Below are 19,134 nucleotides of genomic sequence, written 5' to 3'. Positions count from 1 at the left end.
AAATGTATAGGAGAAAGCTTATCACTGTTTATGGTTAAATATCCATGTTGTTGCAAGAACTGTAATTTAAACTTATACGTATAACTTTTTGGGAGTCTTTGGATGACGATGCATAACCCCTTCCAGCCTGTGGAAAAAATCAAGACAGAAGTATTCATGTCGATGCCCGCTAAATTTAGAAAAAAATCAAGAACAGGTTGGTCAGACCCCAATCGACAAAATGCTGAGGTGGAGTGCTTTTTGGAGGGACCGTCCTTTGATCGAGAGGGGAATCTCTGGTTTGTCGACATTCCATTCGGTCGAATCTTTAGAATTACGCCAAAGGGGGACTGGGAGCTAATTACCCAATATGACGGCTGGCCCAACGGCTTGAAATTCCACAAGGATGGCCGTGCATTTATTTGTGATTACAAGATGGGTCTTTTGGCATTGGATCCCAAAACTGGTAAGTTAGAGACGGTATTAGGCTCGATGTATAGCGAGGCATTTAAGGGATTAAATGATTTGCATTTCGCAGCTAATGGCGATCTTTACTTTACAGATCAGGGACAAACAGGAATTGCCGATCCAACGGGTAGGGTATTTCGTTTGCGTGCAAATGGTCAATTAGATCGCTTGGCACTGAATGTTCCCAGCCCGAATGGGATCACTTTAAATACGCAAGAAAAACATGTATTCGTTGCCGCAACGCGCTCGCAACAAATATGGCGTTTGCCATTAATGGCGGATGGTTCAGTTTCTAAGACAGGAGTTGCAGTTCAGCTAACGGGGGGAGTTGCCGGTCCCGATGGTATCGAGATGGATTCTGAAAACGGACTATTGGTGTGCCATTTGGGAATTGGCATTTGGCGTTTTGATAGCAATATGCTGCCGACACATTTGATTTACTCTGAAAATCCCCATCATCACCATCTTGCGAACTTATGCTTTGGTGGGCCGGATGGAAAGGATCTGTACATTACAGAATCGTTATCAGGTGACATATTGAAAGCTCGACTACCAGTCGCTGGTAAAAAGATGTTTGGTCTTACATAATTTGTCAAAGCGAACACCTCTTTATCAATCCCTCGCAAATACCCTGATGGCTAAAATCCAAAAGGGTGTTTGGACGGTTGGATCAAATTTGCCATCAGAGAGCTCTCTCTGTCGAACCCATAATGCAAGCCGTCACACGCTTCGACATGCATTACAAACCTTAGAGGCAAATGGCCTCATTCTCAGGCGGCAGGGCGCCCCTACCCAAGTTATTTCTCGACAAATACCCAGAAAATTTACACAAAGTTTCAATTCCCCGGTTGACATTTTGTGCTACCCCGATGATACATATCGCAAAAATTTGGTAGAGGAGTTTATTGAGCTAGATCCAATCCAAAGCAAGTTAGTCGGAGCAGCAGCGGGCTCCTCGTGGTATCACATTGGGGCGATTCGAAAGCAAAAGGATTCTGAGCAAATCATTGCATGGACCGATATTTACATACTCCCTCAATTTGCTGCATTGACATCCGAACCAGATCATACGCAGTCCATGGTTTTTGAACAAATTGAGAGTAAATACGGAACCAGAATTGATCGTGCCGAAGTGAATGTTTATGCAACAGGAGCGGCAGCTCAAGTAGCAAAAAAATTAAAGGTCAAAATAGGTGAACCATGCCTTGTCATTATTCGGCGCTATTACAACGCCCATGATGAGTTATTTGAGGCCACCGTCACTTATCATCCAGAGAATCGTTACATTTACAACATGGAATTTAAAGATACTCGAAATCGTTCAATTTTATGACCAGCTTATTTTTGCCAGTGGGTAAAGCCCAAGAATTTATCTCGAATGCCCTGATAGCTAATCAAATACCTTATGCGGATGCACTTTTGGTGGCAGATCTGATGATTCAATCGGACCTGGTGGGGGCTGATGGGCATGGAATTTTTCGCCTACCTGCATACATCAAGCGTATTCGTGCCGGCGGGATTAACTTACGACCCAATATTCACGTTGAGAGAGATCGCGGAGCCGTTACCTTAATTAACGGTGACAATGCATTGGGCCATTTGGTCATGGCAAGATCGGTTGAACATACGATTGAAAAAGCAAAAAATTTTGGTGTGGCGTGGACTGGTAGCCACCATGGAAATCACTCGGGTGCAGCTTCAGTTTATGTTCGCAAAATTGCTGAGGCGGGCTTAGTTGGGATTTATATGGCTGTCGGTAATGCTAACCATATGGCTCCCTGGGGCGGCATTGATCTTTTATTGTCAACTAATCCGATTGCGATCGCCGTTCCTGCAAAAGATCATCCAATCGTTTTACTGGATATTGCAACAACAGTGGCAGCTTATGGAAAGATCAAACTTGCAGCCCAAAAAGGAGAGTCAATTCCAGTTGGTTGGATGATTGATAAAAAGGGAAGCCCCATTACAAATCCAAGCTCTGCTGCAGAAGGTTCGTTATTGCCGATTGGTGGCTACAAAGGATATGGGTTGGCTCTTATGATTGGCCTTCTAGCCGGGTCTCTCAATGGTGCTGCAGTTGGAAAAGAGACTATCGACTTCAATGCGCATCATGACTTGATCACTAACACCGGCCAAGCAATGATTGCAGTTGATCCGGCGGCATTTGGTAACCCAGAAGATTTCATTAAACGTGTCACTACGGTGGTAATGGATATTAAAAAATCAAGCAAATTGCCAGGGGTGAATGAAATACGAATTCCTGGAGAGGGTGCTGCTAGAGTAATGGAGCAACGACTTAAATTTGGAATACCCATTAGCCAAGAATTATTAAGTGCACTAAATAAGTGCGCATCTGAAAGTGGAGTATCAACTTTAAATTTGTAGTTATTAAATACAGGAGACAAAAATGAAATGGTTTGAAAAAGGATTTATAACAACAGTTTTTGTAGTGTTTTTGGGAGTTTTGATTCAACCTGCATCGGCAGCATATCCTGATAAGCCAATCAAAATGCTAATCGGTTATGCGCCAGGCAGTTCCACTGATATTGTTGGGCGTATCATTGCTAATGACTTGAGTCTTGCGTTGAAACAGCCTGTTATTGTTGAGAATCGTGGGGGTGCGGCTGGAAGTCTGGCTGCGGACGCGGTTGCTAAAAGTGCTCCAGATGGCTACACCGTATTATTTGCCCAAAATGGTTTAGCTATCAATGTAGCCGCTAATCCTAAATTACCATTTAACGGTCAAAAAGATTTAATTCCAGTTGTGGGGGTGGCCGCAACCCCGCATATTTTGATTGTGAACAATAACTCAAAGGTGAGGAGTGTTGCAGATTTAATCGCTGCACTAAAAGCAAACCCCGGTAAATTAAGCTTTGCATCCTCGGGCATCGGTAATTCTGATCACATGGCTGGCGAGTTATTTCTAGCCACTACTGGTTTACAGGCTATCCATGTTCCATACAAAGGCGGCTCACCAGCAGCAACCGATGTTTTAGGTGGTCAGATTGATTTTTACTTTGCAGGCATGCCGGTGGGTTTGCCTCTCTATAAAGGTGAAAAAGTCAGAGCATTAGCGGTTACGAGTAAAAACCGTTTTAGTGGCGCCCCTGAACTGCTAACGATGCAAGAGGCTGGTGTTAAGGGCTACGAGATGGCCCTATGGCAGGGATTATTTGTTCCGGCTGGCACTTCTAAAGAAATTATTAATTTACTCAATAGCACAATTATGAGATTGTTGGATACGCCAGAATTGAAAGATCGTTTTATTAAAGCAGGAGTTCAAATTGCACCAATGAATACTCAGCAATTTACTGATCTATACAACTCAGATATTGTTCGTTGGAAATCTGTAATAGAGAAATCAAAAATTCAACTTAATTAAATTGAATAAAAAAAATGGGGCACATTTGCCCCATTTTTTAGTCCCCAATGGGGGCCTTATTAATCCACTGCTTTGACCATATCCTCAACCACCTTCTTGGCATCACCAAAGACATATCAACATTTTGCGAGTGTAGTGGAATCAGCGACTTAGACGCACTCAAAAGAACTTAAAGACTAAATCTGTTTTGTTAAAGATAAAAATCATACTCTTATTAGGCCTAAATTAGGCCAGAACTTATTGAATGCATTGACTCGAGGCCGTACCTGTATGAAATCTAGATACTTATGGCAAGCCGTGCAGTGGGGTAGGGGATGGACAATGGGGATGTGGGGTGTCGGGTGGGTTTAAGTAACCTGCATATAGCGCCCTTTACACGATTGGATATACACACGTTTTACGTCTGAGACTATTTGCAGCGAAAAGTTAGAATTCTGATTGGAAGATCAAGATCTAGCATGAATTGCTCTTGATCGATGACTGAAAATCCAGAAGAGCAGTATTCCTTTGCTTTTGCGTAACCAGTGTTCCATGTATTTGTTGATCCACCGCAGCGTAGTTGCAGGGCCTCCGTTCCATTCGAGGTTATTACAGTTTTAGGAGTTTGAGCACAACCAGTACTTATCAGAATGACAATTGATAGGTAAAATATTTTTATGTTTTTAGCTCCTCGCAATTTACATCAAAGCGTTCGGCTTGAGAAATAAATTCCTCTAGAGCAGTCTTATCCTCGACTAATCCAAGATTAATTTGATTTTTAATTTTTTCCTTAAATCTTTCAAACTGTTCTTTAGATCCCGGTGTTCCGGTGTCAATGCTTTCTCCATAGATTCCCAAAAAATACACTGCTAAATTATGCTCATCCATGAAATCAGCCATAGAAAAAAGTGCTTTTTGTGCATGCTTCATTAGGCCGGATGATGGCGAAAATCGATATTCTTTATAAATAATTCCCCATGTATTTTTCACACGATTTAATTTTCTGACATCTCTAATGAAATTTGTAAACATTTATTTGTTTCGATTAATTTGAATAATTGCAAATGCAACTATGGCCACACCAATCCATTGAATTAGGAGAGTGAGGATATCAACAACTGCTCTATCAGGGAGGGAAAATATAAATTCATACCCAGTGTCCACAATGCCGTTGCTATTTGTGCCATATCCATAAATCCGATATGGAGGATAAATTAGCATCAATCCAATAATTGCTGCCGCTATCTTTATTACTTTTAATTGTTTTTCATTCATCAGTTATCTTTCTGATAATAAATTGGGTATCATCTCCCGTGGTTTTAAACAAGTCAATAGGCAAATATGCTGCCTATGGCAAAACCTTCTCCTAGTTATGCTGGATCAAAAGAGCTAAAGGCCTTGGGCAAAGCAATAAGGCAAATGCGAAAAGATTTAGGGCTTTCACAGGAGGCTTTTGCTGATGAGGTGGGGATTGATCGAAGCTATATGGGTGGAATTGAGCGGGGTGAGCATAACCTTGCCTTGATGAATCTCCTTAAAATTTCTAAAGCTCTTAGATTTCCACTTAGTCAGTTGCTTGCAGCCGCAAAACTTTAATCAGCGGTTTTACTAAGCCATTTACTTACCGACTCGTTAGGCGTAAATCTACAAATAATTTTCTGTGGCTTGTATGTTCCGTCTGTAATTTTTGCCCGGGTAATAGCATTTAATATGGCTCTAGTAGCTTTAAATCTTGCTGAGAGGGTCGGTACATCTTCAATATGCTCTGAGTCATTTTCAGTTGGGTAAGGACTATTCATGTATTTTTCCTATGATGGTTGTATTGAGGTCAGATAATTTGATTTATCTGCTTCAGATTTCGAAGGTCTAATTGCTTTTGTAAATTGATGAGTGCCTTGGCCTCTATTTTCCGAACTTGTTCGCAAGTGGCACCAATAACATCCGCAACTTCTTTGAGTGTTAAGCCATTGGATGGCGATGTGGGTTTGATTTGGTGTTCCATGTTCTAGGCAGTTTCCTAAGTGCTTATAAAAAATGGCCCTATAACCAGCATACGCTATTTTGATTCCACTATATGAAATAAAAGGATAAATTAACCCAAGTTAAACGGATATTTTTAGCTTTAGAGAGGAGCAGTGAAGATTTCGAGGCTTTTTACGCATAAATTGACTTAATAAGTTTCTTGCGATGGGATATTTAAGTACCGAAAAGGGGCCGCATGGGACCGTGTCTGTTACTTATAAATCAAAACCTCAATAAACATATTTATATCGTCTAGATAAGCGGTCAGAATAGGGGTAAGTAAATCCATTCGCTTCCTGTTACAACCAGTTGCGCTCGGGCATTGATGCTCTATTTGCTTAACATTTGAATAAAACTTCGAATTTCTATGTTGCCATGCAGCCCCAATGATTGGATCTATCCTTTCTAAGACCTTGATTGCCGCATTCATTTGGCTCCCCACATAAGCCGGGGCGTTTTTAAAGATCCGATATCTTTCTTTGTCATTAATTCCGACTGTCTTATTTATCCCGTTTTCAGATTCTTGACATTGCCAAGCTCTGATCTTGTTCTGGGTTTTAATCAATTGATGTTCTGCAAGAAGTACTTGAGCTTCAATTGGTAAATAATCTATTTGATAAGAATATAGATCACCGCTATCTACCCCCTCTTGGTGATCATATGATTGATTAAATGGCAGATTATGAATCGTTATACCAGCTATTCTTGCGGCAACTCTGTGTGCAGTAATTTCATTACGAATTCTCATTGAAACAGAGATCATTTTTATTTTTTAAATTTCCAATATCGTTGATTTCTACTGGCTTTAGTCCAGTTACGCTTATGCTCAAATCCATGCTTACGGAGTATTTGTGCTACCTCTTGTAGTGCTGGGTAGTCACGGTATTTGCCCGTAAGTGATGCTAGTTTGATAACTTCAGATGTTTTATACGGTCTTTTTAATTGCTCCGGTGTTAATGATTCAATCCACAGAATCAATTTTTCCTCTGGTGTGTATGTGCCCTGAGCATCGATTTTTAGGCGATTCGTATTTAAGGTCCTTGCAGCAGCCTCCTCCCTTAGACGCTGGATTTGGAGATATAAGGGTTCCTTAATGAGTGGTGGCTGCATGTTGTCAGGTTGCATGGAAAGTCCCTTTTGACAAAGGATCGGTGGCGTGTGAGTAAGGCCACGCACCGTCCGTAAGGACGTAGGAGAAAATTACCCGGCGCAAACCCTTATATTTCATGGCCCTTGCGCCCAGTTTTGAGGTGCCCAATTTACCTGGGGGTAAAAATCTGACGCAAACGTATATCCAGCTTAGGTTTGCGCCTAGTTTTTGAGTTTTGTCCCATGTTGAGCCTGACGGTTGCTTTACTTGGGTGGTGTTATGAGATGTCATTTAACCCCCTCTGGCACAAGTAGAATCCCGGAAGTATTTTTGGGTAACCCCAGCGTTTTAAGTTGCTCATCCGAGGGGGTTTCTAGTTTCACCATACCTTTATCAATTAATTCTTGAATTGCAGAGACCACCGCTTTTTCACTAGCCCTCAGCACACCTTTAGTGCCAGAAAAGCCTTTAATCTTATTGATGGTCAGGCCAGAATGACTCGTTATGAAATCGATTAAGCGCTTCTCAAGTGCGTTATCTCCCGGTTTGGTCAGGATCGGCTTTACTAATTCAATATGTTCAATAGTCGATGTTGAATGATGATTAATGGTGCGTTTAATAAACCACCCAATTCTGCCGATTGCGCAATAATTACTTTTAACAATTTCCATCGAAACGTAGTTTTGTCTCATCTCCATTCCGATCCCGAGAGATTTGGCATCTGCATCATTCATACCGTGCACCAAAGCAACCCACCGTGCGTTATCAACAATTGCGGTTGAGCCCGATATATCGCCTTGACTAGCGGCATGATCAGCTTTCATAGAATTTTTATTGGTATGTGTCAAAACGACTAAGCCAGCACCAGTTTCAGAAGCGATGTGCTGCATTTCCCTAGTAAAAACAGTGGCTTGAGCAGAATCATTCCAATCAACGCTGGCAATCATCCGCGCATGATCAATGATGACAAGGCACCTATCAATTCCAGTCTGCTGTTTAAGAGTATGTATTGCATTAATGAGAGTCTCAGATTTACCCGTTGGTACAGCATTTCTGCCACTCATCCTGACCATTTGGATATCCTGACCAACAAGGCTAAATACCCTTATATTTTTCAGGGCATCTTCATGCCTCTCTTTAGGAAGATTTTCAATAGCAGCACAAAACCTAGCGTTAATTTCAGCTTCACTATCTTCGCAGGCAAGCATTAATACACATGTTTCTTTGCAATCCCGACCAGCAAATACCCCTCCAATAGAAGCTTGTGTCGCTAAAGAAATCACAGCGTTGGTTTTACCGACACCACCCCAACCAGCTAGCGCACTATATGTTCCCAAAGGGATGATGTCATCACCAGCAATAAATGGTCTTTTAGGCGATGAGGCTACAAGTTTAATTAAGCCAGTATCTAAATTAAGAGCAAAACCAGATTCTTTAACTTTGGATGCATCTTTGTGAAATGTTTCATGGGGAAATGCAGTTTGATTCTCGTATCGCCTAGCTATATCCAATACTTTCTCTATTGGTAGAGGCGGATTAATTTTTACTTGATTAAATCCAATACAGCTTAATTCAATTTCTTCTTGGGATAAGCCTTTAGCTCGAAGGTGACCTGCATAGCGAAGTAGTCCAGAATTACGACCCTCTCCATCATTAATCTTTTCAGGTAATTGATAGTAAGAGGTTGATGGGTGCGCCAGTAGATCGGCATTGGTATTGTTTATCTTGGTAGATCCAAACCACTCTCGCTCAAGAAGTTCAATATTTGGGGGCAGTATCTTAATTTCTCCACCCTTACTTTTTCCGGTAACAGTCAAAAACCTCCCGCTTGAATACATTTCTCGACCATTTTTATTGCCACCCTTAAGCGGTTTTGTATGTAAGCCAAACCATCTAATTCCAGTCCCGGATGGAGAGAGTTCCCAATAAGGAGTGCCCAGTGCTTTTAAATCACTCCTGGCTTGATCACTCATCACGGGTTTATTGCCCTCATACGTTATGCATTCATCGATATCCCCACCAATTAAATAAAGAGGTTGTCCATCATCAGTATGGCCGTATATTTGAGGGTCGACAGGTAGGTCAAGGGCAATTCCATCAAGTGAAGCCTTATCAGAAAGATAACTATCGAATGCTGATTCAATCAATACATGGTGCTTTGTATCGTGGGCATTAATTACCCTCCCATGAACATTTGTAGGAAGTTTTCCGTATCTGCCATTTGGCTTTAATTCTGCCCGTTTCCAGCATAACCAATTTGACTTTTGTTTTAATAAAGCTGGGATTTTCTCTAGATTAGGGGCGATTACAACAACTTGCTTATTCATTTAATGACTCCAAAATTTTTAAAAAATGGAGATCAGGCTACGAAATAGAAGATCTCCAATATCAATGAGATCAATCTTTTTGTAGCGGTCGTATAGCCCACTGCCTACGACGATGCTGGCTGTTCATCTATTGTCGGTAGCCACACCTTGGATTGATTTTTGGATTCTATTGAAAAATTTAAGATCTCGCCATAATTAAGCTGTACACATGTTTTTTATTTAATTAACCTAGTTTTTTTGCAAGTTTTTCAGGGTCGGGGTGATAGTACCTTTTAAGCATAGCCAAGCTCTTATGCCCACTTACTGCACTTAATTCAATCAAGTTTGGTAATTTTTCGGCCAGTCTGGTAATTGCCATGCGTCTGAGATCATGAAAATGAAAGTCCTCAAGCTTGGCTTTGATTCTCGCTCTATCAATTGCAGCAGATAGGGTGAATGGTGTAACTGGAAATACTCGGCCATCTAAATTTCTTGGCAGTGCTAGTAGTATTTCTAGGGCTGCAGTGCTAAGTGGTACCAGCCTAGACATGCCATTTTTAGTCAGCGGAATAAAAGCGGTGCGTTTCTGTAGGTCGATGTCTTCCCAACGTAGCCCCAAGATTTCACCCCGCCTCATGGCAGTTTCAAGAGCAAACTTAGTTAAGGGCAATATCCAATGGTTTGCATTTTTTACTCTTGGTGTGAGTGCTGCGTATAGCCGACCCAGCTCTTCTTCTGTGAGTATTCGGTTTCTCCCTTGGGGGCTGGCTGGCTTCTTCACTAAAGGTAACGGGTTGATCATATTGATTCCCCATTCACGCCTAGCGTGATTAATGATGCTGGAAAAGTAAGATAGCTCCCGAATCACCGCTCCATTCGATACAAGCTTTAATCGCTCGTCACGATACTCGGCAACCTTGATGGGGGTTAGGGCGGTCATACGTAATTTCGCTACGGGATGCCTTGCTAGCGCTTTGAGGCGGTAAGTGTCCTCTCGCATACTGCGAGTTTTGAGGGTTACTTCTTGGATATAGCGCTCTATAACGTCTTTAAACAGAGTTCTTTCAGCTAGCGCTATGTTGGTATAGCTGCCTTTATCAATCTCGGCCTCGATTTGCCTAGCCCATCTCTGGGCATCTTCTTTGGATTGAAATGATTTACTGACGGGCTGCTGCCCTTTGCGTTGAACACGGGCTTGCCACTTCCCGTGTCTATTTCTGAATGTTGCCATTTTCTGCCCCCCAATTAGGACAGATTTAGGCCTTCCATATTCTTTTTTGCTTTCAAGCCTTACTGGGTAAGGCTATCCAGACTCAATCCACCGCTTTGACCATGTCCTCAACCACCTTCTTGGCATCACCAAAGACCATCATGGTTTTGTCCATGTAGAAAAGCTCATTGTCGAGGCCGGCGTAGCCAGCTGCCATCGAGCGTTTGTTGACGATGATGGTTTTGGCTTTGAACGCTTCCAAAATGGGCATACCGAAAATTGGGCTACCGGGCGTGCGTGCTGCAGGATTTACCACGTCATTGGCACCCAAAACGAGAACCACATCTGCCTGCCCAAAGTCACTATTAATGTCTTCCATCTCAAACACTTGATCGTAAGGAACTTCTGCCTCGGCTAACAGTACGTTCATATGTCCTGGCATACGACCAGCAACAGGATGGATCGCGTACTTCACAGTAACACCATGATGAATTAACTTCTCGGTGAGCTCTTTAAGGGCATGCTGAGCACGCGCTACTGCAAGACCATAACCTGGAACGATAATTACTGTATCCGCGTTAGTCATTAAGAAAGCCGCGTCCTCAGCAGAACCTGTTTTGTAGTTCTTGGGGCCGCCATCGTCGCCACCAGCAGCGGCTTCAGCACCAAAGCCGCCGAGCAAGACAGCGGTAATTGAGCGGTTCATTGCCTTGCACATAATGTAGGACAAAATCGCACCAGAGGATCCAACGCAAGCACCCGCAATGATTAACACTGGGTTGTTGAGAGTAAAGCCAATACCAGCCGCTGCCCAGCCAGAGTAGCTGTTGAGCATCGATACCACCACTGGCATATCAGCGCCACCAATCGGAATAATCAAGGTGATACCGAGCACCAAAGCAATTGCACACATGATCAAGAATGCGGCGTGACTGTCGGTGAGGAAGTACGCAATGCCAGCAGCGACCATCAATATCGCCATGATTAAGTTGAGCAAATGTTGCCCCGAAAAGCTCACTGGTTTGCCGCTTACCTTTCCAGAGAGTTTTCCAAAAGCAATGACGGATGCGGTGAAGGTAATTGCACCAATAAAGGCCCCAATAAATAACTCAATCTTCTGGGCACCACTATGAGCTTGGGCAGGATTAAAGACTGCAGCAATCGCAATTAATACCGCTGATAAACCCACAAAGGAGTGCATTAAAGCGACAAGCTCAGGCATCTTGGTCATTTGCACTCGCTGTGCTGCAATCGAACCGATGATGGCACCAGCAATGATTGCTCCACCAATTAACCAATATACCGGCTTAAAGCTTGGAATGAGGAAGGTAGTAACTACCGCAAGTGCCATCCCAACCATGCCATAGACATTGCCTTGGCGCGAGGTGGTTGGGGATGAGAGTCCTTTCAGTGCCAAAATGAATAGCACGGACGAAACGAGATAAGAAATGGCTGTGAAGTTTGACATGATGTGCTCTCTTATTAGTGACCAGCCGATTCGTTCTTCGGAGCTTTTTTCTTGAACATCTCAAGCATTCGCCGAGTGACCATAAAACCACCAAAGATATTGATGGACGCTAGGAAAATAGCCAGCGCTCCAATCAAGCTCGTTAGGGTGATTTCATCACCGTTGATGACTTCCGTTTGCAACATTGCACCCACAATGATGATCCCTGAAATGGCATTCGTGACCGACATCAGCGGGGTATGCAAAGCAGGTGTGACATTCCACACCACGTGGTAGCCAACAAAAATAGCCAACACAAAAACTGTGATGTTCTGGACGGTTAATAGACTTTGAATAGCAGCAGCATCCATTTTGGTTCCCTCAATAATTAATTGGTGCGAATGGCTTGGCCATCACGGCACATCAAGCAGGCGGCAACAATATCGTCATCGGCTGCAGCTGGAATGGCAAGTTGCCCTTCCTTGTTAATGATGAGCTTCATGAAATCAAGCAAGTTTCTGGCATAGAGGGCTGAGGCGTCGGCAGCCACCATGCTTGGTAAATTGGTATAACCAACGATCTTTACGCCGTTGTGATTGATCACCTGGTCTGCACGAGTCAGTGGACAGTTCCCCGAACCGTTCTCACCGCGCCCAGCGGCAATATCGATCACCACAGAGCCAGCTTTCATCTTCTCAACGGTATCGGTATGCAAGAGAACAGGGGGTTTGCGCCCCGGAATTAATGCAGTGGTGATCACAATGTCTGCTTGGGCTGCACGCTCAGCCACCAGTGCCGCTTGGCGCTTCATCCATGCCTCCGGCATGGGGCGAGCATAACCACCAACCCCTTGAGCAATCTCGCGTTCCTCATCAGTTTCATAAGGTACATCGACAAATTTGGCGCCAAGCGATTCAATTTGCTCTTTGGCAGCAGGGCGTACGTCAGAGGCCTCAATCACTGAGCCTAGGCGCTTAGCGGTCGCAATAGCTTGCAAACCGGCAACTCCAGCACCCAAGATGAGGATGCGGGCAGCTTTTACGGTTCCTGCAGCTGTCATCAGCATGGGCATAAAGCGCTGATATTCATTAGCGGCCAACATCACGGCCTTGTAACCGGCAATATTGGCTTGGGAGGAAAGGACGTCCATGCTTTGCGCACGGGTGGTCCGTGGCGCGGCTTCGAGGGCAAAAGCGGTGATTCCCTGAGCTGCCATGGCAGAAATTCCTGCATTATCAAAGGGATCGAGCATACCAATCAGGACGGATCCCGCCTTAATCTGCTTTAGCTCATCAGCCTGAGGCGCACGAACCTTGAGAACAATCTCACAGGCAAATGCATCGGCTGCAGACCCAATGCTAGCCCCTACGGCCTGATAGGCACCATCGGGAAGGCTGGCGCCAACCCCTGCACCTGATTGAATAATGACTTGATGACCTTGGCTTATTAGCTTTTTAACGGTCTCAGCGGTCGCGGCAACCCGGGTCTCTCCGGGTCTGGTTTCCAGCGGCACTCCAATGCGCATGGCGTATCTCCAAAAGCAAGAATTTTTAAAAAAGGAACCATTTTAATTAATTAGCCATGCCTTGTGAGCTAGCCCGCCCAGTCTCCTGTATATCCCTTTGGCCAGAGCTTGACCGAGACTTTTACAATATGTGAGCTTGAAACAATTTCCGTATTTTCGCACTTTTTAATGGTTTCCCCTAATATTTCTATTTTTCATCCATGATCGCCACAGAATCCCAAAAAATTACACCCTCTGGCAGACCAAAGGTGGTGGTAGGCATGTCTGGGGGCGTTGATTCCTCGGTGGCCGCCTGGTTACTGAAAGAACAGGGCTATGAGGTGCTTGGTCTTTTCATGAAAAATTGGGAAGACGATGATCAAGATGAGTATTGTTCTGCACGGCAAGATTGGATTGATGTTGTATCTGTTGCTGATCTTTTGGGGATCGATGTTGAAGCAGTGAACTTTGCCCAAGAGTATCGTGAACGTGTGTTTGCTGATTTTTTGAGAGAGTATGCAGCAGGTCGCACACCAAATCCGGATGTGCTTTGCAATGCCGAGATTAAATTCAAAGCATTTTTAGATCACGCAATGCATTTGGGGGCTGATTTGATTGCCACTGGGCACTATGCCCGAGTTGAGCGTCATGCTGATCATGTGCAACTACTGAAAGCCCGGGATCTGACGAAAGATCAAAGCTATTTCTTGCATCGCTTAACTCAAGCTCAATTATCAAAAGTCTTGTTCCCCTTGGGTGAAATCACCAAAAAAGAGGTTCGTGAGATTGCTGCAGATTTGGGTTTGCCTAACGCTCGTAAGAAAGATTCAACCGGGATTTGTTTTATTGGGGAGCGCCCATTTCGAGAATTCCTAAACCGCTATTTGCCGAGAACCCCAGGTCCCATCCTCAGTGTCGATGGCAAGAAATTGGGCGAGCATATGGGCTTGGCATTCTTTACACTGGGGCAGCGCAAAGGAATTGGTTTGGGTGGCAGCCAAGATGGAACCGGTGATGCTTGGTATGTGGCCCGCAAAGACCTTGCGAATAACACGCTCTATGTCGCACAAGGCCACGATCATCCGTGGTTATTGAGCGAAACCTTGGCCGCAATGGATGCCTCATGGATCTCGGGTCATGAACCGCCGCTGGGCCAATACAGCGCAAAAACCCGTTATCGGCAAGAAGATGCCCTCTGCGCAATCACTGCGGAGCAAGGCGATTCCTTCGAGTTGCAATTTGCGGCGGCTCAGTGGGCAGTGACGCCAGGCCAGTCCGCCGTTCTCTATCAAGGAGATGTTTGCTTGGGCGGTGGAATTATCGTTCGCTAAGGATTGATTACTGCGCAGGCGGCGCAGTCTTTTTGAATGAGGGGCGATCCGATAGTAGTGCAAAATGTGTGGCAAGGTTTGGATATTGAGTTTTCCAGTTGAGCTCAGGAAAGCGTAATTCAAACCAGCCAAGCGCACATCCCAAGGCAATGTCAGCAAGGCTAAATTGATTGCCATGGCACCATTTTGAGTTACCTAAACTCTTTGACATGGTCTCCATGCCTTGATGCACTTTATGCATTTGACGCTCAAGCCACTTTTCGCTTTGCTCGCCATCATTTCGAAAGGTTTTTTCTAGGCGCGCCAAAATACCAGCATCAATTACGCCATCGGCTAGGGCTTCCCAAGTTTTAACCGCAGCACGTTCCCGCCCAGTGGCAGGGATGAGCTTGCCAACTGGACTTAGGGTGTCAATGTATTCAGCAATCACTCGCGAATCAAACATGGCACCACCATCATCCATGAGAAGGCACGGAATCTTACTTAAGGGATTAAATTCTGCAATGGTGGTCTCTGAGTTCCATACATTCTCAAGGACCAGTTCGGCATCAATCTTTTTTTCCGCCATGACGATGCGCACTTTGCGAACAAAGGGGCTAGTTAAAGATCCAATAATTTTCATAAGGGCGCAGTATAGCAATCTATGAGGTCAGCCATAAACCCATTAAAATCAAGTTTTGATCACTTTGTAATGAGAACCCCTTGTCCACGCTATCTTCCTTAACAGCACTATCACCACTCGATGGCCGGTATGCGAAAAAACTCGATGCCCTGCGTCCTTGGCTATCTGAGGCAGCATTTATGCAACAGCGGGTGGTGGTCGAAATCCAGTGGCTTTTGGCCCTGAGCGAAGCAAAGTTAGCGAATATTCCTAAGATTGATGCAGCCGATGAAGCATTTCTCTTAAAGCTGGCCAGTGATTTTTCGGAAGCAGATGCACAGCGTATCAAAGAGATTGAGGCAATCACCAACCACGATGTCAAGGCGGTTGAGTATTGGTTAAAAGAAAAAGTAGCAAAACGTCCAAAATTACTTAAGGCAAGCGAGTTCATCCACTTTGCGTGTACTTCGGAGGATATTAATAACACCTCACATGGTCTGATGTTGCGAGGTGCACGTGATCATGTATTAATCCCGCAACTGCGTTTAGTTTTGAAGGCTTTAAATGAGCTCGCGGTTCAGAATGCCACCATTCCAATGCTCTCTAGAACCCATGGTCAGCCAGCCTCACCAACCACTTTGGGTAAGGAAATTGCCAATATGGCAAAACGCCTAGAGCGAGCGATTCAGGCGATTAGCAATGTCGCGCTACTTGGCAAGATGAATGGTGCGGTCGGTAATTACAACGCTCACCTAGCAGCATATCCAGACTTTGACTGGGAGCAGTTTGCTAGAGGGGTTGTCGAAAAGCGTCTTGGTTTGGAATTTAATCCCTATACGATTCAGATTGAGCCCCATGATGGCATGGCTGAGTTATTTGATGCCATTGCTCGTGCCAATACAATTTTGCTAGATATCGATCGTGATTTCTGGGCCTATATTTCTCTGGGTTACTTTAAGCAAAAAACGAAGGCAGGCGAGATTGGTTCTTCTACTATGCCGCATAAAGTCAATCCAATTGATTTTGAGAACTCTGAAGGTAATCTTGGGATTGCGAACGCACTCCTGCGTCATTTAGCCGAAAAGCTTCCGATTTCAAGATGGCAGCGTGACCTTACTGACTCTACCGTTTTACGTAATTTGGGTCCAGCATTTGGCCATAGCGTATTGGCTTATGACAGCGCCTTACGCGGACTCTCTAAATTAGAGGTCAATGTTGCGGCGATTGCATCCGATTTAAATGATTGTTGGGAAGTTCTCGCTGAGCCTATTCAAACCGTGATGCGCCGCTATGGGATTGAAAACCCCTACGAGCAATTAAAGGATTTAACTCGCGGTAAGGCCATTACACGCGATATCTTGCAGCGTTTTATTAAAACCCTTGCGATTCCTGAGCCAGAGAAGAAGCGTTTACTAAAAATGACCCCTGCTTCATATACGGGCAAAGCCGCAGAGTTGGCATCGCGATTGAAGCCAAGTAAGCGTTGAGTCGATCCAATCGCCCAGCTGCGCATTACCCCTTTGGCCTCTATTTTTTGTATGAGGCAATTTGGCATCTCTTAATACCCGTTGTCATCGGTCGGCTCTTGTGGCGCAGTCGTCACCATCGTGGTTACCGTCATCATATAGCCGAGCGCTTTGGATTCAATCAAACGAAGAAATTTCAGAGTCGGCCGATATGGATTCATGCGGTCTCGGTAGGCGAAACGCATGCCACACAAGCCTTAATCGAGACACTGCTCCATGAGGGCCACTCGATTCTTTTGACCCACATGACTCCCACGGGACGTGAGGCTGGCAGCAAGATATATTGGAGAGCGATTCAACAGGGTCGACTTGTACAAGTCTACTTACCTTACGATATTTGTTGGGCGATCGAACGCTTTTTGAAGCATTTTCAGCCCCGATTGGGCCTTCTCATGGAAACCGAGGCCTGGCCTGGTTTTGTATTTCGGGCGCGCCAACTAGGGATCCCCCTTTTTCTGATCAACGCTCGCTTATCCGAACGTAGTTTTAAGCGGGTACAGAGTTTTGGGAGAGCGGGGCAAGCACTATTCCAGTCATTCACGGCTATTTTGGCGCAGTCAGCCCATGATGCGAAGCATTATCAAGCCCTTGGTGTTGAGAGCGTGCGGATTGTTGGAAATATGAAGTTTGATATTGCCAGCCAACCCGAAACAATCGCCCTAGGAACGCATTGGAAAAATGTTGTTCAAGCCCAGGGACGCCTTGTGGTTTGCGCAGCCAGTACCCGAGCTGGCGAAGAATCGATCATTTTGGATGCCTGGAAGCATATTCTGAAGACCAACACTTGGCCTCATCCGCCATTACTGATCATGGTGCCACGTCATCCTGATCGATTCTCTGAGGTTGCCGATCTTATTTATCAAACGGGATTGGCCTTTGAGCGACGCTCGAGTTTTAGTGATCCACGTTCTAGTGAAGAAATGGACCCATCCTTACATTGGGCAAAGATTGATGTTCTGCTAGGCGACTCGATGGGCGAGATGGCGGCTTATTACGCAGCGAGTAATTTTGTAGTGATGGGCGGCAGTCTTTTGCCAACCGGTGGACAAAATTTAATTGAAGCGTGTGCAAATGGTTGCCCAGTGATTTTGGGCCCACATACCTACAATTTTCAGAAGGCCAGTGAAGACGCAATTGTTTGCGGTGCGGCGATCCGAGTAACCGGTGATAGTAATCCCGAATTGGTGGATGCCCTAGCGAAAACCATTGAATCGCTTCTTATTAATACTGGAGAGCGTCAAGATCGTTCGGGCAAGGCACTTCGTTTTGCTGCAGAACATCAAGGCGCAACTCAACGAATCTTAGAACAGCTTAGACCTGCGCTCCAAAGTTAGGATCATCAGGGCGATTGTTTTCGTTCGGTTTGCGATCGGCTTTGATCAGGTCTTCGCGTTTAATTCCAAGCCACATCGCAATAGCAGCAGCAACGAATACCGAGGAATAGATTCCAAATAAGATGCCAATCGTTAGAGCTAGAGCAAAATAAAACAAGGTTGGGCCACCAAAAATCAACATGGCGATAACCATCATTTCGGTGCTACCGTGCGTAATAACCGTTCGACTGATCGTGCCCGTGATCGCACTATCAATAATTTCACGCGTATTCATTTTACGTTGCTTGCGAAAATTTTCACGAATTCGATCAAAGATCACCACTGATTCATTAACCGAGTAGCCAAGAACCGCCAACACAGCAGCTAAAACGGAGAGCGAGAATTCCCATTGGAAGAAAGCAAAAAATCCGAGAATAATAACTACGTCATGCAGATTGGCCAAAATACCTGCAACCGCAAATTTCCACTCAAAACGAAATGCGAGATAAATCATGATGCCAATCACAACAAAGATGAGAGCCTTCACCCCATCAACTGCAAGCTCTTTGCCAACCTGAGGACCAACATACTCCACTCGTTGTAATTTAGCACCCGAATTATTTGCTTCGAGAACTTGCATGACTGCGCTGCTTTGCTGTGCGGATGGAATGACTTGACCCGTTTGATCCCGTTGGAGCGGTAATCGAATCATGACATCGCGTGAGCTCCCAAAGTTCTGAATTTGGGTATCCGTGTATCCAATTTTTGCGATCTGATCACGAATTGTGTCAAGCGGGGCAGTTTGAGGATAGGTTATCTCCATCACAGTACCACCCGTAAACTCGATCGAGAGATGCAAGCCCTTTTGCCAGATAAAAAATACTGCCGCCAGGAAGGTAATGAATGAGAATGCATTGAGTAGCAATGCATGGCGCATGAAGGGAATGTCTTTGCGGATACGGAAAAATTCCATAAC

The 19,134-nt window shown here is 44.7% G+C and carries 21 protein-coding genes; 8 read left to right on the top strand and 13 right to left on the bottom strand.

The annotated features are described in order from the left end of the window. Positions 1–108 precede the first annotated feature (108 nt). The 4 genes from QUE60_RS07660 to QUE60_RS07645 are packed head-to-tail and all read left to right on the top strand — an operon-like array spanning position 109 to position 3,829. Positions 109–1,035, top strand: a complete 927-nt coding sequence (locus tag QUE60_RS07660; protein WP_286226619.1) for an SMP-30/gluconolactonase/LRE family protein — start codon at positions 109–111, stop codon at positions 1,033–1,035. Continuing rightward, positions 1,022–1,780, top strand: a complete 759-nt coding sequence (locus QUE60_RS07655) for a GntR family transcriptional regulator (protein ID WP_353506036.1) — start codon at positions 1,022–1,024, stop codon at positions 1,778–1,780. The genes QUE60_RS07660 and QUE60_RS07655 overlap by 14 nt, the downstream gene beginning before the upstream one ends. Further along, positions 1,777–2,832 carry an Ldh family oxidoreductase gene (locus tag QUE60_RS07650; RefSeq protein ID WP_286226616.1) on the top strand — a complete coding sequence of 352 codons (1,056 nt, stop codon included), beginning with the start codon at positions 1,777–1,779 and terminating at the stop codon, positions 2,830–2,832. Before QUE60_RS07655 ends, QUE60_RS07650 begins: the two co-directional genes overlap by 4 nt. 22 nt (positions 2,833–2,854) lie before the next feature. Continuing rightward, on the top strand, positions 2,855–3,829 hold the full coding sequence (locus tag QUE60_RS07645; protein WP_286226615.1) for a Bug family tripartite tricarboxylate transporter substrate binding protein: 975 nt from the start codon (positions 2,855–2,857) through the stop codon (positions 3,827–3,829). 654 nt (positions 3,830–4,483) lie between these two features. On the opposite strand, the gene QUE60_RS07640 is transcribed toward QUE60_RS07645, so the two are convergent. Together QUE60_RS07640 and QUE60_RS07635 are read right to left on the bottom strand one after the other, a co-directional pair. Further along, the gene (locus tag QUE60_RS07640) at positions 4,484–4,840 is read right to left on the bottom strand and encodes a hypothetical protein (protein WP_286226614.1); all 357 of its coding nucleotides are present in this window, start codon (positions 4,838–4,840) and stop codon (positions 4,484–4,486) included. Next, a complete protein-coding gene (locus QUE60_RS07635; RefSeq protein WP_286226612.1) occupies positions 4,841–5,083 on the bottom strand; it encodes a hypothetical protein in 243 nt (80 codons plus the stop codon). Between the two features lie 75 nt (positions 5,084–5,158). On the opposite strand from QUE60_RS07635, the gene QUE60_RS07630 reads away from it, so the two are divergent. Beyond that, the gene (locus QUE60_RS07630) at positions 5,159–5,404 is read left to right on the top strand and encodes a helix-turn-helix domain-containing protein (RefSeq protein WP_286226611.1); all 246 of its coding nucleotides are present in this window, start codon (positions 5,159–5,161) and stop codon (positions 5,402–5,404) included. Here the strand turns inward: QUE60_RS07630 and QUE60_RS07625 are convergent. The 9 genes from QUE60_RS07625 to QUE60_RS07590 form a co-directional block, all read right to left on the bottom strand. After that, positions 5,401–5,607 (bottom strand): hypothetical protein, encoded by a 207-nt coding sequence (locus QUE60_RS07625; protein ID WP_286226610.1) that lies wholly within the window; start codon positions 5,605–5,607, stop codon positions 5,401–5,403. The genes QUE60_RS07630 and QUE60_RS07625 overlap by 4 nt on opposite strands. A gap of 29 nt (positions 5,608–5,636) precedes the next feature. Further along, the gene (locus QUE60_RS09190) at positions 5,637–5,810 is read right to left on the bottom strand and encodes a sigma factor-like helix-turn-helix DNA-binding protein (RefSeq protein WP_353506034.1); all 174 of its coding nucleotides are present in this window, start codon (positions 5,808–5,810) and stop codon (positions 5,637–5,639) included. A 231-nt stretch (positions 5,811–6,041) separates the two neighbouring features. Next, positions 6,042–6,578 carry a hypothetical protein gene (locus QUE60_RS07620; protein ID WP_286226609.1) on the bottom strand — a complete coding sequence of 179 codons (537 nt, stop codon included), beginning with the start codon at positions 6,576–6,578 and terminating at the stop codon, positions 6,042–6,044. A 17-nt stretch (positions 6,579–6,595) separates the two neighbouring features. After that, positions 6,596–6,955: a hypothetical protein gene (locus QUE60_RS07615; protein WP_286226608.1), complete on the bottom strand. Its 360-nt coding sequence runs from the start codon at positions 6,953–6,955 to the stop codon at positions 6,596–6,598. Between the two features lie 252 nt (positions 6,956–7,207). After that, on the bottom strand, positions 7,208–9,247 hold the full coding sequence (locus QUE60_RS07610) for an AAA family ATPase (protein WP_286226607.1): 2,040 nt from the start codon (positions 9,245–9,247) through the stop codon (positions 7,208–7,210). Between the two features lie 223 nt (positions 9,248–9,470). Beyond that, positions 9,471–10,457 carry a site-specific integrase gene (locus tag QUE60_RS07605; protein ID WP_286226606.1) on the bottom strand — a complete coding sequence of 329 codons (987 nt, stop codon included), beginning with the start codon at positions 10,455–10,457 and terminating at the stop codon, positions 9,471–9,473. Between the two features lie 82 nt (positions 10,458–10,539). Then, the gene (locus QUE60_RS07600) at positions 10,540–11,904 is read right to left on the bottom strand and encodes an NAD(P)(+) transhydrogenase (Re/Si-specific) subunit beta (protein WP_286226605.1); all 1,365 of its coding nucleotides are present in this window, start codon (positions 11,902–11,904) and stop codon (positions 10,540–10,542) included. A 14-nt stretch (positions 11,905–11,918) separates the two neighbouring features. Then, positions 11,919–12,254, bottom strand: coding sequence for a proton-translocating transhydrogenase family protein (locus QUE60_RS07595; protein WP_286226604.1), 336 nt, complete (start codon positions 12,252–12,254; stop codon positions 11,919–11,921). Between the two features lie 17 nt (positions 12,255–12,271). Continuing rightward, positions 12,272–13,408, bottom strand: a complete 1,137-nt coding sequence (locus QUE60_RS07590) for a Re/Si-specific NAD(P)(+) transhydrogenase subunit alpha (protein ID WP_286226603.1) — start codon at positions 13,406–13,408, stop codon at positions 12,272–12,274. A 200-nt stretch (positions 13,409–13,608) separates the two neighbouring features. On the opposite strand from QUE60_RS07590, the gene mnmA reads away from it, so the two are divergent. After that, positions 13,609–14,718: a tRNA 2-thiouridine(34) synthase MnmA gene (gene mnmA, locus QUE60_RS07585; RefSeq protein ID WP_286226602.1), complete on the top strand. Its 1,110-nt coding sequence runs from the start codon at positions 13,609–13,611 to the stop codon at positions 14,716–14,718. 7 nt (positions 14,719–14,725) lie between these two features. Here mnmA and QUE60_RS07580 read toward each other — a convergent pair whose 3' ends face one another. Then, positions 14,726–15,340 (bottom strand): glutathione S-transferase family protein, encoded by a 615-nt coding sequence (locus QUE60_RS07580; RefSeq protein WP_286226601.1) that lies wholly within the window; start codon positions 15,338–15,340, stop codon positions 14,726–14,728. Positions 15,341–15,420: 80 nt separating this feature from the next. Between QUE60_RS07580 and purB the strand changes: the two genes are divergently transcribed. Both purB and QUE60_RS07570 read left to right on the top strand, forming a co-directional pair. After that, on the top strand, positions 15,421–16,806 hold the full coding sequence (gene purB / locus QUE60_RS07575) for an adenylosuccinate lyase (protein ID WP_286226600.1): 1,386 nt from the start codon (positions 15,421–15,423) through the stop codon (positions 16,804–16,806). Beyond that, the gene (locus QUE60_RS07570; RefSeq protein ID WP_286226599.1) at positions 16,803–18,179 is read left to right on the top strand and encodes a 3-deoxy-D-manno-octulosonic acid transferase; all 1,377 of its coding nucleotides are present in this window, start codon (positions 16,803–16,805) and stop codon (positions 18,177–18,179) included. Before purB ends, QUE60_RS07570 begins: the two co-directional genes overlap by 4 nt. Here the strand turns inward: QUE60_RS07570 and secF are convergent. Beyond that, the gene (gene secF, locus QUE60_RS07565; RefSeq protein WP_286226598.1) at positions 18,157–19,131 is read right to left on the bottom strand and encodes a protein translocase subunit SecF; all 975 of its coding nucleotides are present in this window, start codon (positions 19,129–19,131) and stop codon (positions 18,157–18,159) included. The two genes, QUE60_RS07570 and secF, sit on opposite strands and share 23 nt — an antisense overlap. Positions 19,132–19,134 lie beyond the last annotated feature (3 nt).

The sequence above is a fragment of the Polynucleobacter sp. HIN11 genome (assembly GCF_030297675.1).
Taxonomy (GTDB): domain Bacteria; phylum Pseudomonadota; class Gammaproteobacteria; order Burkholderiales; family Burkholderiaceae; genus Polynucleobacter.
The sequence above is the reverse complement of the archived record's forward strand: the minus strand, read 5'-3'. Positions and strand labels throughout refer to the sequence as shown.